13 protein-coding genes are annotated in these 15,491 nt (G+C 64.9%); 6 read left to right on the plus strand and 7 right to left on the minus strand.

The annotated features are described in order from the left end of the window. Positions 1-21: 21 nt before the first annotated feature. From A5790_RS16210 to A5790_RS16230, 5 genes are all read right to left on the minus strand, one after another. A complete protein-coding gene (locus A5790_RS16210) occupies positions 22-969 on the minus strand; it encodes a hypothetical protein (RefSeq protein ID WP_231987813.1) in 948 nt (315 codons plus the stop codon). Positions 970-1,045: 76 nt separating this feature from the next. After that, complete coding sequence (locus A5790_RS16215) at positions 1,046-3,067, minus strand: O-antigen ligase (RefSeq protein ID WP_156656423.1); 2,022 nt, start codon at positions 3,065-3,067, stop codon at positions 1,046-1,048. 8 nt (positions 3,068-3,075) lie between these two features. Beyond that, positions 3,076-3,705: a hypothetical protein gene (locus A5790_RS16220; RefSeq protein WP_066846182.1), complete on the minus strand. Its 630-nt coding sequence runs from the start codon at positions 3,703-3,705 to the stop codon at positions 3,076-3,078. 60 nt (positions 3,706-3,765) lie between these two features. Further along, complete coding sequence (locus A5790_RS16225) at positions 3,766-5,346, minus strand: lipopolysaccharide biosynthesis protein (protein ID WP_082961754.1); 1,581 nt, start codon at positions 5,344-5,346, stop codon at positions 3,766-3,768. Between the two features lie 67 nt (positions 5,347-5,413). Further along, complete coding sequence (locus A5790_RS16230; protein ID WP_066846184.1) at positions 5,414-6,310, minus strand: FkbM family methyltransferase; 897 nt, start codon at positions 6,308-6,310, stop codon at positions 5,414-5,416. Positions 6,311-6,375: 65 nt separating this feature from the next. Between A5790_RS16230 and galE the strand changes: the two genes are divergently transcribed. Further along, entirely contained in the window at positions 6,376-7,374 is a 999-nt protein-coding gene (gene galE / locus A5790_RS16235) for a UDP-glucose 4-epimerase GalE (protein ID WP_066846186.1), read from the plus strand. Positions 7,375-7,648: 274 nt separating this feature from the next. Here galE and A5790_RS26255 read toward each other — a convergent pair whose 3' ends face one another. Then, positions 7,649-7,816, minus strand: coding sequence for a hypothetical protein (locus tag A5790_RS26255; RefSeq protein ID WP_156656425.1), 168 nt, complete (start codon positions 7,814-7,816; stop codon positions 7,649-7,651). Positions 7,817-7,943: 127 nt separating this feature from the next. Here A5790_RS26255 and A5790_RS16240 point away from each other — a divergent pair, with 127 nt between their 5' ends. From A5790_RS16240 to A5790_RS16255, 4 genes are all read left to right on the plus strand, one after another. Further along, on the plus strand, positions 7,944-9,566 hold the full coding sequence (locus A5790_RS16240) for a hypothetical protein (protein ID WP_156656426.1): 1,623 nt from the start codon (positions 7,944-7,946) through the stop codon (positions 9,564-9,566). Between the two features lie 96 nt (positions 9,567-9,662). After that, positions 9,663-11,111 (plus strand): hypothetical protein, encoded by a 1,449-nt coding sequence (locus tag A5790_RS16245; RefSeq protein WP_066846192.1) that lies wholly within the window; start codon positions 9,663-9,665, stop codon positions 11,109-11,111. Positions 11,112-11,154: 43 nt separating this feature from the next. Beyond that, positions 11,155-13,239, plus strand: a complete 2,085-nt coding sequence (gene pta, locus A5790_RS16250) for a phosphate acetyltransferase (protein ID WP_066846195.1) — start codon at positions 11,155-11,157, stop codon at positions 13,237-13,239. Then, on the plus strand, positions 13,239-14,381 hold the full coding sequence (locus A5790_RS16255) for an acetate kinase (protein WP_066846198.1): 1,143 nt from the start codon (positions 13,239-13,241) through the stop codon (positions 14,379-14,381). Before pta ends, A5790_RS16255 begins: the two co-directional genes overlap by 1 nt. Here A5790_RS16255 and A5790_RS16260 read toward each other — a convergent pair. Next, positions 14,316-14,762: an STAS domain-containing protein gene (locus A5790_RS16260; RefSeq protein ID WP_066846201.1), complete on the minus strand. Its 447-nt coding sequence runs from the start codon at positions 14,760-14,762 to the stop codon at positions 14,316-14,318. The two genes, A5790_RS16255 and A5790_RS16260, sit on opposite strands and share 66 nt — an antisense overlap. Before the next feature lie 363 nt (positions 14,763-15,125). Between A5790_RS16260 and A5790_RS16265 the strand changes: the two genes are divergently transcribed. Further along, positions 15,126-15,491, plus strand: coding sequence for a group 1 truncated hemoglobin (locus A5790_RS16265; RefSeq protein WP_066846204.1), 366 nt, complete (start codon positions 15,126-15,128; stop codon positions 15,489-15,491).

Consider the following 15,491-nt stretch of genomic DNA (forward strand, 5'->3'; position numbering starts at 1 on the left):
GACGGGTGAACGAGCGGGGTTTCAGGCCAAGACCTCCAGGTGCTCCCAGGGGACTTCGATCATGCTGTAATCCCACGGCATGCCGAGGTGCCCGTAGGTCTCGCCCGGGTGGTGATGGGCGGCCGCGGGGTCACGTTCGAAGGAGACGCTCAGAGGCGCGCCGCCGTAGTCGACGACGAAAGCGCCGTAGGTCTGCAACGCCTGGGCGACCACTTTTGCTGCGGGCGCGAGTCCGAGGGCGTCGATGTCGACGTCGGGATCGAGACGAAGCCGAGCGCCCTCGGGAATGCAGTCCGGCCCGTCGTAGGTGCCGTCCGTCTTCACCGCCGGCGCCCGGAAAGTCTCGGCGCATACGCTGTTGCTCTGCAGCGCCAGCGCATGCGGGATCACACCGCGGCGCATCTCGTCGACACGGATCACACCCCCGAGCCGGGATGCGCCGGATGCCGTGCTGAAACCGTTCTCGTACGTGCCCCACCCGGAGCCGTCGAGGTCGTTGATCGCTCCGAAACTCGTTGTCCAGTGGTCGCCGTGACGTTGTGCCCGCCAGAATTCGTAGACAAGGCGCCTGTCGTGGTCGATCACGACCATCGCCCCGTCGGACCCGGGTGAGGGAACGGCCTCCTCGGGGATCGGCACGCGGCGACCGTCGAACGGGCATGGACCCCAGTCTTTGATCCGGCATGACACGCGAGTGCGCGGGGTGTCGTCGTCCGCGGAGTAGATGGGTATCGCGAACTCGACGAGGTTGGCATACATCACGCCGTCTCTGGATATCCGCGCCACCATCGCTGCGCTGTTCGCGTCGACAGGCGCGTCGGTCGCGACAGGAGTTCGAAATGGGCTGTCTTCGGCGAATGGCTCGCTCGGTGGTTTCGTGCGTGAGGAGTCGGTGACGATGGCCACCGCCAGAACAAGGACCAGACACACACCGACGATGATCGGCAGCGCAGACTTGGGCCGACCCATGGCCTGCATTGGGGAACTCCCATCCGCACCGCTGCTTCAGAGCCAGAATACGCAGCCTGCCGTGGTGCCATCCGGGTCAGTGAGTCGGCATCGGAACAGGCGGAGGAACGACCGGGGCCGGACGACGGGCCCGCGGGCGCAAACGCCGATTCAGCAGCGCGAAAGCGCCCAGCCCGACGATCGCCCCCGCCGCCAGCGCCAATGCGCCCGCCAGGGGTGACTGCTCGTTCTTGTCGCGTTGGACGATCGGTCCCACCGGTTGCACCGTGTACAACGATTCGGCGCCGAACCTCTTGAGGTTGGCTTCTGCATCCGTCAGCGCCACTCGGATAGATTCCACGGCGGCGTCGTGGCTGGACGCGGTGACCTCGATCGTGATGATGCCGCGCACGGTGTCGGCGACAGCGGAGGTCTCCGGGCTGTTGGCGCCCATCAAGGCGGCGTAACTCGGCAGCACGACCTCGCGGCTCCGGACGTCGAGCACATAAGCCTTGCCGTACTCGACATCGGTGCCGGGCAGCAGCGTGACGCGCTGACTCGCGGTATGCGTGCGCGTGGTCGACGCCGTGAGGCAGGTGGCTACGACCACCACTGCGAGCAGAACCGCGGCGGTGGCCGCGGTGATGATCCGGCCGCACTCGCGCAGAGGTTCCCGCCATTGGCTCCCCGTCTTCGCCGCCATCGCTGCGGCCAGCGCCAGGAAAATCCCGAACGTACGCAGATACGACAGATGGATGAAGATGCTCGCGACCGACCAGGCGACAATGGCCGCCAACACGGCAGCCGCCAGCGAACGTTCGACGGTTACGGACTGCAGGGCGAGCTGCGCGACCCGAATCGCGATGCACAGAACGACCCCGATGACCAGGACTGCCCACCCGAACAGGCCGACGGCGCCGCTCTCACTTGCCATTTGGGCATACAAGTCGTGCGCTGCGGCAGTGGGGGGATTCGTCACGGCGGTCGGCACGAGCCCCGAATAGCGCTCCACCAGGAGCTGGAACCCGCCGGGCCCGAAACCGAATACCGGGCGGTCGTCGAATATCGCCCAGGCAACCTCGCCGGCGGCCATGCGACTCGCGACCGACGGGTCAATGGAATAGCTCGGCTGTGACCCGTATACATCGAACAACAGGGCGAGCAGTCGGTTACCGATGCCCGGTAGCAGCAGGACCAGCAGCGCGACGGGCAGCACCTTCACCGCTGCGCGCCGGGCACCGGGACCGCTGAGAACGGTCCACACGGCGAGCGCGACGAAAGTAGCGATGAAGGTTCCGCGCGATTGCGTGAGGTAGATCCCTGCCAGCAGCGCGAGGATCGCTGCAGCCCAACCGATCACCGACCACCGCAGGCCCGCACGTTGGGCGCGCACGATGAGCGCGCCCGCCAGCGGCAGTCCCATGATGAGGTGACGACCCCAGAAGTTCGAGTCGGGCAGCGGACCTCCGTAGCGCAACGTGGTCACCAGTTCCCCGCTTGCTTGTGTGACGGTTGCGAATCCGCCGAAGGGCATGGCTCCGCTGAAGAGGACCTGGTTCAACAGGGTGAGCACGCTGAGCACAGCGAAGGAGATCACCACCGCGGCGGCGACCGTCCACTGGCGCTCGGTCATCTGTATCAACACCATCACCATGACGACGAACGCCAAATCGGCGACTTCGTTCTTCAGCAGGCCGAACGCGCCGGCGACGTCAGCAGCACCGATCGAAGCGAGGAGCCGGGTCGTCAAGAAGACGCCCACGAGGCCGATGAACATCAGCGTCCAGCGGTTCAGACGGCCGCGGGCGACCGGGTCGCGCAGCGCCAATCCGAGAGTGATGAGCCCGATGAGAAGTGAGATGCGGAAAAGCGAGATCGGCCCCCAGGGGCCGATCACGCCACTTAAGTTGGCCACCTCGCACACGGCCATCGCCACCACGGCCCACTGCGGCCGCCGCACGAGGTAGATGGCCGCGGCCACCGCGCAGGGCAGGCCGACGACGAGAAGCACCAGGGCAATCCCGATGACCCACGCGGCGGCTGCCAAGACGGCCGCGCCCGCGGCTGCGCCGACGAGGATCTCACTTCGCCCCGCCAACGCGGCGACGTTGTCGGGCACGGCCGGCCTCACCGCGAGGACGGCTCGGATGACATCGGTTCGGTGTGAAGGGTGGACTCTTCAGCGGTGTCGGCGTAGCGAGATCCGGCGGCGTGACGGGCGTATTCCGAGGACTCAAGATTTCTGTTCCCTGCCCGTCGGCCGACAAGCAGTCCCACGCCGGCGCCCAACGCCAATCCTGCGAGACCCGCAGCGCCATAGGCCTGTAGGCCGCCCGGCCCCAAGGCCTGGGCGCTGCCGGCGGGTTGCCTGACCACCTCGAGGCGGAATGGGCCGGCGACAGCGGTCGCGGGCCCGCTCGCATCGCTGAGGACGGAACTCAGCGCTGCCTCGGCGGCATGGGGGGAACCGGCCTCGACGCTGACCTCGATCAGGGTGGTGTCTCGGACTGCGCCGGCGGACGTGGACAGCTCTGACGGCGGCACGTCGGCGGCGGTCGCCGCGGCCTGAAGCCAGTTGCTCTGACCGAACACGATCGCCGCGGACCGCGTCGCCTGCCCGTGGTTCAGCACATCCCAGTACTGTGCGGCCTCGCTGGTGGGAATGTAGGAGGCCGGCAGCATGGCGAGTGTGGCCTGCGCGGAGTATCTCTTCGAATGCCCAAGCAGCACATAGGCAACCAGAAGACCGGCCAGCATCCCGATGACTGTGCACAAGGCTACGATTGACCACCGCCGCCCGGAAAGCGTGTTGACCACTTAGGTGTCCTTCCCCGACTCAGGTGTACTGATCGGAGCAGCCAACTGCGCCGATCGCCGCCGCAGCGAGCGAATGACCGTCATTCCCTGGTCATAAAGCCCGCGTGCGGTCAGCCTCAGCATCAATAGGTAGCAGATTAGCCCGACCGGCACGGCCAGACTCAGTTGAACGGGCGCGGGCCAATTCTCAGTGACGTAGGTGATGCCCACCATCGCGAGTGCCATCACCGCCGCCGCGGGCATCGGACGCAGCGTCGCGGCGATCAGCGGGGTGAACCGAAGCCCGGTCACAGCGCGCACCAGCACCATATTCGCCACCAGCGGAACCAACTCGACCAGCAACAGCACGACGGCGACCATCACGATGCTGTGGCCGGCCGCCCACCAGATCGGCCAGATCAACAGCGCGAGCTTCACTGCGCCGGTCGCTGTCAGGAGTCCAGGACGTCCGATCGCTTTGAAGACATCACCGGCGTGGTAGGACGCCGAGTGGATGAGGGCGTATACCGCCAGGATCGACAACACCGGAGCCGCATCGGCGTAATCCGATCCGTACAGGGTGGCGATCACCGCCGGCGCGGCGGCACCCAGGACGACACAGATCGGTGCCGTCAGCGGCACGACGATCGTCAACACCTGCAGATAGTGCTCGCCGACATGGCGGCGGTCATGCTGGAGCCGGGACAGCGAGCTGAACAGCACCTCGCTGATCACGATGCACAAGCTGAGTACCAGTAATTCGGGGATCCGAAAGGCCAGCGTGTACAAGCCCAGAGCGGTGTCACCGAGTCGCACACCGACAACCGCGTAGTCGACGTTGGCGATGCCGAACGCAAGAAGGGTGACTCCCGTTACGGACAGCCCGTACAGCACCAGCTGTCGCGCCTCGCGCGTGTCGAAGCCGTACTTCAGGGGGGTGCGGGCCACCCACCAGTACAGGCACGTCAGCGCGACGGTTCCTACAAGCTGCCCGTAGACGAGGCTCCACACGCCGAAACCTGTGGCGGCGAGCGCGATCGTCAGAACGGCCTTGACGATCGCGGCGATGAATTCCGGCCAGAGCCTGCGCTTGAAATCGAGCCTTCTTCGTAATAGCGCAGCGGGTAGCACACCGAGTGCGGAGATGGTGACGGCAATGGCAAGAACACGCACCATGTTCGTGAGTTCCGGCTGGTTGAGCGTCGAGGCCGCCAGCGGCGCCGCAACGGCAACTGCTACACCAGCCACCAGGCCGGTCGCGGTGACGAGAGTCAATGCCGTGGGCGCGAACCGTTTCCACGAACCGGGACTCTGCACAAGTGCGGCGCCGACACCGAGGTCTTTGAGGTAGTCGAAGAAATTGATGATGAGGAGCGCGAGTGCGAACAAACCGAAGTCGGCGGGGTCGAGTAATCGGGCGACGATGACGGTGGTGATGAGAGCGGAACTCTTACTCAGGCCGAAGACCAGGTAGTTCCAGGCGGCTTGCCGCCCCGTCTGCGGCGGTGCTAGCCGCGCTGACTCGGTGGCACCGGCGGGGACGGCTTCATCGCCGACGAGGGGGGATACGGCCTGCGCTGGCCGTGCCTTCCTGAACTTCATAGGACGCCGGCTACCAAATCACCCGGCCTGAGGGACAGCGTCAAAACCTCTTCGGCCAGTTGGCGGTTCAACGGGAGGCAAACAGGTAGTCCCTTGCCCAGGGGCGGGGATCGTCATCCCGCCGACGCACGGTGAATCCCGCATTCACCAGCAACTCGTAGACGGCGTCCTTGGTCCGATACGAGTCGTCGCCGGTCTCGTCCGCAAGAAAGTCGTGGCAGCCTATCGCCGCGTTGTGGATGAGCGGGAGGACTTCCGAGCCGCCCTGCAGCGCAGGCAATTCCGCACCCTCGATATTCATCTTCAGGAAGTCGACTCGATCAAGGTCGTACTTGCGGATCAAGCCCGCGAGCGTGAGCGCGGTGACTTCGATACCGTTCGTACCAATCCTGTTCTCGTAGCCGACTTCACTCGGCAGATCGGTGATCATCACCGGCTTGTCGGAATCCATGACTGCTGCGTGAAGGAGTTCGACGTTGCGTACGTCGTTGATCTGACATGCCCGCTTCAGGGTGGCAAACGTCGCCGGATGTGCTTCCACCCCGATGACCTTTCCCGAGGCGCCGACCCACCGGGAGAATGGCAGTGTCTCGGAACCGATTCCCGCGCCGATGTCGAGCACCACGTCGCCAGGCTTGACCGCGTAGTGTCGAAGAAAGACGTCCTGGGTGAAGACTTCGCTTTGTTCGATGCCCATCCCCTGCGGACGTGGCAGCAATATCACTCCCGCCGGTGTCTGCTTCAGCCATGACCCCGTGGCGGGGTCGTAGCTGAACCGTGCTTGTTCCCCCGCGACCCGCGCCCGTCGGTTGGCCACCATTCCGATCAGCTGCCTGCCGGGGCCCCGATCGAGCGCGCTGTACAGCACGTGTTTGAGCGCCACGGCCGCGACCTTAACATCGCTGGTGACGCGCGGCTGTCCCATCGATGAATCCGCCAGAATGATTGCGGCGGTTCGGAACATTTGATGTGATTCCACGGCGTCGCTGCCGGTGCCCGCCGTAGCCTCGCTCAGTCGGCGTAGAAGTCATGCCATTGCGGCATCCAGCGTTGGAGTATGTGGTGAGAGTTCTCGTCACTGGTGGGGCCGGATATATCGGAGCGCACGTAACTAGGGCCCTCCGGTCCATCGGGCATGACGTCGCTGTCCTTGACGACTTCTCCACCGGGAGTCGTGGTCGTCTGACGCCCGACACTTCGGTCTACGAGGGCTCGTTGCTGGATACCGCGTTCGTCGAGTCGGCGTTGCGCTCTTTTTCCGCTGACGCAGTCGTGCACATCGCCGCCAAGAAGGCGGTGGACGAGTCGGTCGCGAACCCCTTGTTCTACTACCGCCAGAATGTCACCGGCATGCAGAGCGTGCTCGAAGCGATGGTCGGCACGGGGACGGGGCGCATCCTGTTCTCGTCGAGTGCGGCGGTCTACGGACAACAGGCCGTCAGCCCAGTGACCGAAGCGACGCCGACCAGTCCATCGTCTCCCTACGGCTGGACGAAATTGATTGGTGAACAGTTGCTCTCCGACGTTGCGGCAGCGCACGGGCTCAGCTGGTCGGCTCTGCGTTACTTCAATGTGGCGGGCGCAGCGACACCGGAGCTGGCCGACCGCGGAGAGAACAACCTGATACCGATGGTCTTTCGGGCGATCAGCTCGGGCGTTCATCCGAGCGTCTTCGGTGCCGACTATCCGACGCCGGACGGGTCGTGCGTCCGTGACTACATCCATGTCGAGGATGTCGCAGATGCCCATGCCACGGTGCTGAACCAGATGGCGGTCGGTGATCTGGCCGCCATCTACAACATCGGCACCGGGAAGGGCACGAGCGTCTTCGAAATCATGGCGGCGGTACGTCAGGCCACCGGCGTCGATTTCGAGTGCGACGTGATAGGGCGTCGTCCCGGTGATCCTCCCGATGTCGTCGCCGATCCCGCGAAGATCCAACGCGACTTCGGTTGGCAATCTCGCCACGGCCTCGCCGGCACCGTTCAGAGCGCTTGGGAGGCGTGGGTCGTCAACGACCAGACCTGAGGTCCGGCACATTCCGGCGGGTTTGTGGACGATCGTGCGATTTTCGCAAACATTCGGACCAACCGAAGCGCCAGATCCCACGCGCCTTTTGGGTCGTTAGCGCTACTATCAGTCGACTCAAAGGGAATGCCTCGGGGCCTTTGGTCGAGCTCGTGACGTCACCCGGTTCTGCGTAGGAAGGTACGTGTTTGATACGGCGTATAGCGTCATCGCTCGTCGCAGTCGGGTGCGTGGTTGCCGTCTCGATGACGGGGGTCCCCGGTCTGGCCGTCGGTCAGCCCGCCGACGACGCCCCGCCGCCGGTCACCGCGTTCGGCTGGCAGCAACTCGGAATCAACCCGCAGTTGTCCTTCGTGGGCCACGACATGACGCAGAGAGTCTCCATACCCGTGCCGCAGGGCCTTGTGCCGACCACGCTCTCGGGTTTGATTGGAGCGGTCACCAATATTCCGTCGGGATTCGTCGAAGCTCAGACCCAGGACGGGCGGTTCGTGGGTTCGGTGCCGATACCCATCGTCCCGCCCGGTCAGCCCCCGGCGCCGTTCACCTTCGACATCAGTTCAGTTCCGGTGGTGCGCGGCGAGATCCAATTGAACTTGGTGTTGAGGGTTAACGACGACGACGTCTGCGATCCCCTGCCGACCCTGGTCATGAGCGAATTGAGCGCGGCCTTCACAGGTGCCGTGCAGCCCCCCAGGACTATCGAGGAATTCCTTCCGGCCATCGCGCCGGTGATCGACCTGTACGTCGACCCGGTACCCACTGACGCCGAGAAGTCCACGACGCTCACTCTCGTCGCCGCATTGTCCACGTACTACCAACCGGGGGTGGTCGGGGTGAATGTGCGTGCGCTGCCTCGAACCGATGCGGGACCACCGCCGGATCGTGACGTTTCGGTCCGTGCGATCGTCGTCCGTGACGTTGCCCAGCCGGAGCCCGGCGTGCGGCTGGTCACCGATACCGGCGCACCTTTTCTCATCCTGAGCGGACAGGGCGACGGCCTCGTCCAGCAGGTCGGTCTGTTCCGGGATGGACTACAGAAGCTGGCCCAGACCGACACCGTCACAGTCGAATCGACCGAAGGCGCTTCGGGCGAACAAGCAGGATCGACCTCGACGTTCGGGCAGCTTCGTATGGGTGGCAACACGACCGTTCTAGGTGAGTCGTACATCTTCTTGAACATCGCTCCCGCCTTGTCCAGAGCAGGCGAGCCGGGCATCGTCGACGTCCGTCTGTTGGCGAATTACACACCGGTTGACGAGAACGAGAAGGGAACGATGGTCGTCACCGCCGGCGAGCTCGTGCTCGCCACCGCCCGTCTCGACGCGTCTGGGCAAGTGGACAGCCGCTTCTCGATTCCTGCCGATGTCGCCGCCAGGGATCAGGATCTGACCGTGACGGTCAGGTATGAGCCGGGGCCCGGGTGTAATCCGCTCACCCTGCCGATGGAGTTCGAGATCGATCCGATGTCGACTGCGAGAGTTCGGCCGGGCGGCGCAGTGGAGATGGGCGGGTTTGCGGCCCTGCCGCAAGGGTTCGTGCCGAGATTCCAAGTAGCCTTCGACGGCAGCGACCCCGACCAACTCGCCCACGCGGCCAAGATCGTCGGGCTGATCCAGAGGCTCACGTCGACGGCGTTGAAACCCGAAGTGGTCAGCGTCGAGCAGGCCGCAACGAGCGATGAAAGCGCTCTGATCATCGCCGGCGCACAAACAGTCGAGGAGAACAACCTCGATCCGCCGATAGCGCCGCGAGGCGGCATGTCGGAGGTTGACCTGCCTTCTTCGACCGTCATCGACATCTCTACCGGCCTAGCGGCGCTTCAGAGTTATGCGCAGAACAACCGGACGATCGTTCTACTGACCACCTCGGGGCCGTGGAGTCTCGCGATCCCTTTGCTCGACTACCTAGCGGGTCTCTCCAAAGGCTGGCGGGACCTGGATGGTGACGTGCTGGTCGTTGGCCAGGGACAGGTCCCCCAGCAGCTGACCGTGCGGGCCGACGGGCCGGTGATGGCAGGCTCGCCTGGCATCAACGCGGATGCGGTCGAGCAGCAATCGGACACGCGCGGATGGTACGAGTGGACACTGCTCGGGGCAGGCGTGCTTGTGATCCTCGCCCTTATCGGCGGCACAATCGTGTTGCTGAGGAAGCGATCTCGCCCCACCGCAAGCGTCGGCCCTCAGTCCTGACCGCCGAACCTTGGGTTGTCACGCCGTGACGATCGGCGGTACGCGAGGGCTGATCCTGATACCTTGTCGACGAATTATGTAAAGCGGGGGCTGCCGATGCGCCGGACAATTCAGATCGAATTCAACGAGTTGAGTCCGACGCTGATCGACGAGTTCATCGGTGCTGGGGAGCTGCCCAACTTTCGGCGGCTGCATGAATCGTCGGCGGTCTTCGTCACCGACGCCTCCGACGAGAACAACCTCGAACCCTGGGTTCAGTGGCCGACGTTGCACACCGGCATCGCGGACCGTGACCACGGTATCCAGCAACTCGGTGAGGCGAAGCGGGTCATCGGCCGAGGCGTTGCCCGCGAGTTGGCCGATGCCGGGTTCAAGGTCGGCGTTTTCGGCTCGATGAACTTGGACTACGGGCCCTTGGACGGCTTCGTCGTTCCAGACCCGTGGAATCCGAGCGCCACCCCGCATCCCGCCGGCCTCGGTGCGTTCACGAAGTTCGTCGTTTCGGCCGTCCAAGAGAACTCCGCGAACACACTGGACAAACAGGCCGCCGTCCCATTCCTCGCCTACATCGCCACCCACGGCTTGGCGCCGGCTACCGCCGCGTTGGCGGCGCGACAGCTCATCAGCGAGCGGCGGGACCCGGGACTGAAGTGGCGCCGATCCATTGTGCTGGACGCGATTTCGTACGACGTCTTCCGGAAACTGGTGCGCCGCCACGACGTCGCCTTTGCCACCTTCTTCTCCAACTCGACCGCCCACTTCCAGCACTACTTCTGGCGTAATTTCCGGCCCGAGAGTTTCTCGGCGCCGCCCCCGCCTGAAGACCATCCGTCGCTGACGGAGGCGGTGCTCACCGGTTACCGCAACTATGACCGTCTCATCGGACGCTTCATGGCCGACTTCCCCGACGACCGGCTCGTGTTCGCCACCGGTTTGAGCCAACAGCCCTGGGACACGACGAAGTGCACCTACCGGCCAAGGGATTTCGACCGGCTGTTGGACCTGTTGGAACTCGACCGGAACCGGACCTCGGTCGCGCCGGTCATGGCCGAGGAGTTCTTGCTGTCGTTCTCGGACGAGGCATCGGCTGGAGAAGCTTTGACACGGCTGAAGGGCTCGTTGGTGGGGGACCAACCGCTGTTTCGATTCGAGCACGCCGAGCCGTTGCGAATCAAAGTGGGTTGCGCGGTCAACGAATGGTCGCCGAGTGTCGGGACAGTGACCCTGCCAAATGGAAGGCAGGCACCGTTCGAAGAGCTCTTCAGTCGCATCCATACGATCCGCAGCGGCCGCCATCATCCCGACGGCTGCTTCTGGGTGAAATGCTCCACACCGCGCAAATGGGGGGAGAAGATACCGCTCACGTCGGTGGCACCCACCATCCTTCGGCTGTTCGGAGTCGATCCTCCCTCCTATATGAAGGACCCAGCGGTCGAGTTCCTCGCCGTGCAAAAGATTGACGTGGTCGTAGCGCCGTCGATCACAGCTCAACGGCGGTTCTGTGGCCAGGTAGCTCGAAACGCCGCCTCGCCGGCCGTACGCTAACGTCGCGTCAGCAGTTCCACCGTGAAAAGCAGCAAGGCAGCGAGTGAACAATCCACCGAAGCGTCGGCCGGTCTCCGCCGTCTACGTCGCATCCCCGGAAGGCGACACCGGTAAATCCACGATCGCGCTGGGCATCCTGCACCGGTTGACCGCCACGGTGGCCAAGGTCGGTGTCTTCCGCCCGATCACGCGGCTCGGCGAGGACAGTGACTACATCCTCGAACTGCTGCTGTCCCACACCACGGCGGGCTTGGCCTACGACGACTGCGTGGGTGTCGGCTACGAGCAGCTGCACGAGGACCCCGACGGCGCGTTGGCCGAGATCGTCGACCGGTACCACCGGGTGGCCGACCAGTGCGATGCGGTCCTGATCGTCGGCAGCGACTACACCGACGTCGCCACGCCCAGCGAGTTGTCGACCAACGCACGCATCGCGGCCAACCTCGGCGCTCCGGTTGTGCTGGCGGTCAAGGCCAAAGATCGCAGCCCCGACGCCGTCGCGAACATCGTCGATATCTGCCTCGACGAGATCACCGCCCAGCATGCGCACACCGCGGCGGTCGTCGCCAACCGCTGTGACCCCGCACAACTGACCGCGGTGCTCGACGCTTTGAAGGATTTCGATCCCGAGTGCTACGCGCTGCCGGAGGAACCGCTGCTGGTCGCCCCGTCGGTCGCCGAACTGCAGCAGGCCGTCGAGGGTGAATTGATCAGTGGCGATCCGGCGCTGCTGTCGCGTGAGGCGATGGATCTGATGGTCGCCGGGATGACGGCCGAACGCGTCCTGGAGCGGCTGAGCGAGGGCGTGGCGGTGATCGCGGCCGGCGACCGATCCGACGTCGTGCTCGCGCTCGCCAGTGCCCATGCCGCCGAAGGCTTCCCGTCGTTGTCCTGCATCATCCTCAATGGCGGGCTGGAACTACATCCCTCGATCTCGGCCCTCGTGTCGGGGCTGGGGCTACGGCTGCCGATCATCGCCACCGAATTCCGGACGTTCGAGACCGCCAGTCGGGTGGCCTCCGCACGCGGCAGGGTGACGGCGACCTCCATGCGCAAGATCGACACCGCCATCGCGTTGATGGAAACCCACGTCGACATCGCGGACATGCTGGATCGGTTGGCCATCCCGATTCCGCAGGTGGTCACCCCCCAGATGTTCACCTACAAGCTGTTGGAGTGGGCCCGGTCGGACCGTAAGCACATCGTGTTGCCGGAGGGCGACGACGACCGCATCCTGACCGCGGCCGGTCGGCTGCTGCACCGCGGCGTCGCCGAGCTGACAATCCTGGGCGAAGAATCTCAGATACGGGCGCGCGCAGCGGAATTGGGTATCGATATCTCCGCCGCCGTCGTTCTCGACCCGCAGACCAGCGACCTGTGCGACAAGTTCGCCGAACAGTACGCCGAAATGCGCAAGCACAAGGGCGTCACGGTGGAGCAGGCGCGCGAAATCATCCATGACGTTTCCTATTTCGGCACCATGCTGGTGCACAACGACATGGTCGACGGCATGGTCTCCGGTGCCCGCCACACCACCGCCCACACGGTGCGACCCGCCTTCGAGATCATCAGGACGCTGCCCGACGTGTCGACGGTTTCCAGTATCTTCTTGATGTGCCTTGCCGACCGGGTGCTGGCGTACGGTGACTGCGCGATCGTGCCGGATCCGACCGCCGAGCAGCTGGCCGACATCGCGATCTCGTCGGCCCGCACCGCGGCCAGCTTCGACATCGAGCCGCGAGTCGCGATGCTGTCCTACTCGACGGGTACCAGCGGATCCGGCGCGGACGTCGAAAAGGTCCGGGAGGCAACCGAACTGGTCATGCAGCGGGAACCGGACCTGCTGGTCGACGGTCCCATCCAGTACGACGCTGCCGTCGACGCCTCGGTGGCCAAGTCCAAGATGCCCGACTCGAAGGTGGCAGGCCGTGCCACGGTGCTGATCTTCCCCGACCTCAACACCGGGAACAACACGTACAAAGCGGTCCAGCGCAGCGCTGGCGCAATCGCGATCGGGCCGGTGCTGCAAGGGTTGAAGAAACCCGTCAACGACCTCTCGCGCGGGGCGTTGGTGGAGGACATTGTCAACACCGTGGCGATCACCGCGATCCAGGCGCAGACGCTCTGATGGCGCGCAGCGTACTGGTGCTCAACTCGGGCTCGTCGTCACTCAAATACGCTGTCATTGAACCGGATTCGGAGACGATGGTGATCGACGGCATCGTCGAGCGCATCGGTGAGGGACAGGTACGCGACCATGCCGAGGCGCTGCAGACGGCGTTCGGCCAGATGGCCGAGGCGGGCCGGGGCCTCGACGCCCTCGACCTCGTCGCCGTCGGGCACCGCGTGGTCCACGGCGGCCCCGACCTTTATGAGCCGACACTGATCGACGACGCTCTCGTCGCCAGGATCGAGGAACTGTCTCCTCTTGCCCCGCTGCACAATCCGCCGTCTCTGCTGGGAATCAAGGAGGCACGCAAGGCGCTGCCCGATCTGCCGCATGTGGCGGTCTTCGACACCGCCTTCTTCCACGACCTACCGGCCGCGGCGGCGACGTACGCGATCGACCGCGACGTCGCTGAGCAGTGGCATATCCGTCGCTACGGTTTCCACGGCACCTCGCACCAGTACGTCAGCGAGCAGGCCGCGGCCTTTCTGGGTGTGCCGTTGGACTCGGTGCGCCAGATCGTGCTGCACCTGGGCAACGGCGCTTCGGCCTCTGCCATCGTCGGGGGCCGACCGGTGGACACCTCGATGGGGCTGACCCCGATGGAGGGCCTGGTGATGGGGACCCGGTCCGGCGACATCGACCCCGGTCTGATGTTCTACCTGTGGCGAACGGCGGACATGAAGGTCGAGGACATCGAGGAGATGCTCAACCGTCGGTCCGGGGTGCGTGGGCTCGGCGGCGAGGTCGACTTCCGGGTCCTGCACCAGCGCATCGAATCAGGGGACTCCTCTGCGCAACTGGCGTACGACGTATACATCCACCGGCTGCGCAAGTACATCGGCGCCTATCTTGCGCTACTGGGCGGCGCGGACGTCATCACCTTCACCGCCGGAGTGGGGGAGAACGACGCGGCGGTGCGGCGCGACGCGTTGAGTGGCATGGCGCCGTTGGGCATAGAACTCGACGAGGTGCTCAACGCCAAAGCCGACAAGAAAGCCCGGCGGATATCGGCCGATCGGTCTCCGACGACGGTGCTAGTTGTTCCCACTGATGAGGAGCTCGCGATCGCCCGCGCTTGCACGAACCTCGTCGAGCACTGAGCGCGGCTTCTCGAGCGGCAGTTCCTGGGCGGAATCGCAGATGGCCAGCAGCCGGCGGACCTGCCTGCCGCAGCGCACCTGCCAGTCGATTCCGTTCCGGGAGCAGATCACGTTGATGTAGTGCAGCGCGGCGAAGCCTGCGCTGCCGAAGAAGTCGACGAGCCGCAGGTCGATCACGAGACGCCGGGTGCCGGCCACCTGACCTTCGACGTAGGTGGCCAGCGCTCTGCTGTTGGTCGCATCGATCTCGCCTTCGACCGTCACGAGCACCGTCGAGCCTTGTCTGTGCGACGCGGTGAAGCTGGCGCGATGGTGGTGTTCGCACTGATCGAAGGACCGAGGGTCGGGACGGAACACCCGGCAGGTTCCTACAGCGGACACGGTGCACTCCTGTTGTCGAGATGCAAATGAAACCGCGGAGGCCGTCAGCGATGCCTGACAGCTGCTAGCCGCAAACGGCGAATGATCCCCGATGGCCTCTGCAGTTTGGCTGTGACCTCAACCTGTGATGCAGATTACTACGAAATCCGCGGCGTGACCATTGAGTGTTACGACATGGGCAAATCCCGTAAAGTCGGCGTGCTGTCCCCAACGGTTTGCTGTAAGCGCCACTGAATCCGTAGTTCTCACACGGCTCGGGGTGGTACCGGTGAGATTGAATTTGCCCCGCTGGCAACGCGTCGAAATCCGCACGCAACCGCCGTCGGCTGGAATGTGTCGATCCGGTGCGACGAAGGGGCACACATGCCGAGTATCTACGAGCAGATTGGCGGCCACGAGGCCCTCGAAGGCGTGGTCGAGGACTTCTACATCCGCGTGCTGGCCGACGACCAGCTGTCCGGATTCTTCACCGGAACCAACATGGCGCGGCTCAAGGGCCGGCAGGTCGAGTTCTTCGCCGCCGCGCTGGGCGGGCCCGAGCCCTATACCGGCGCGCCGATGCGCCAGGTCCACCAGGGCCGCGGAATCACGGTCCACCATTTCAACCTTGTCGCGGGCCACCTGGCGGACAGCCTGACCGCGGCCGGGGTGCCGTCGGAGACGGCAGGGCAGATTCTCGAAGCCATCGCCCCGCTGAGTGACGAGATCGCGACCGCCAGCGTCGCCTGA

It is taken from the genome of Mycobacterium sp. 852002-51152_SCH6134967 (assembly GCF_001667105.1).
GTDB lineage: Bacteria > Actinomycetota > Actinomycetes > Mycobacteriales > Mycobacteriaceae > Mycobacterium > Mycobacterium neumannii_A.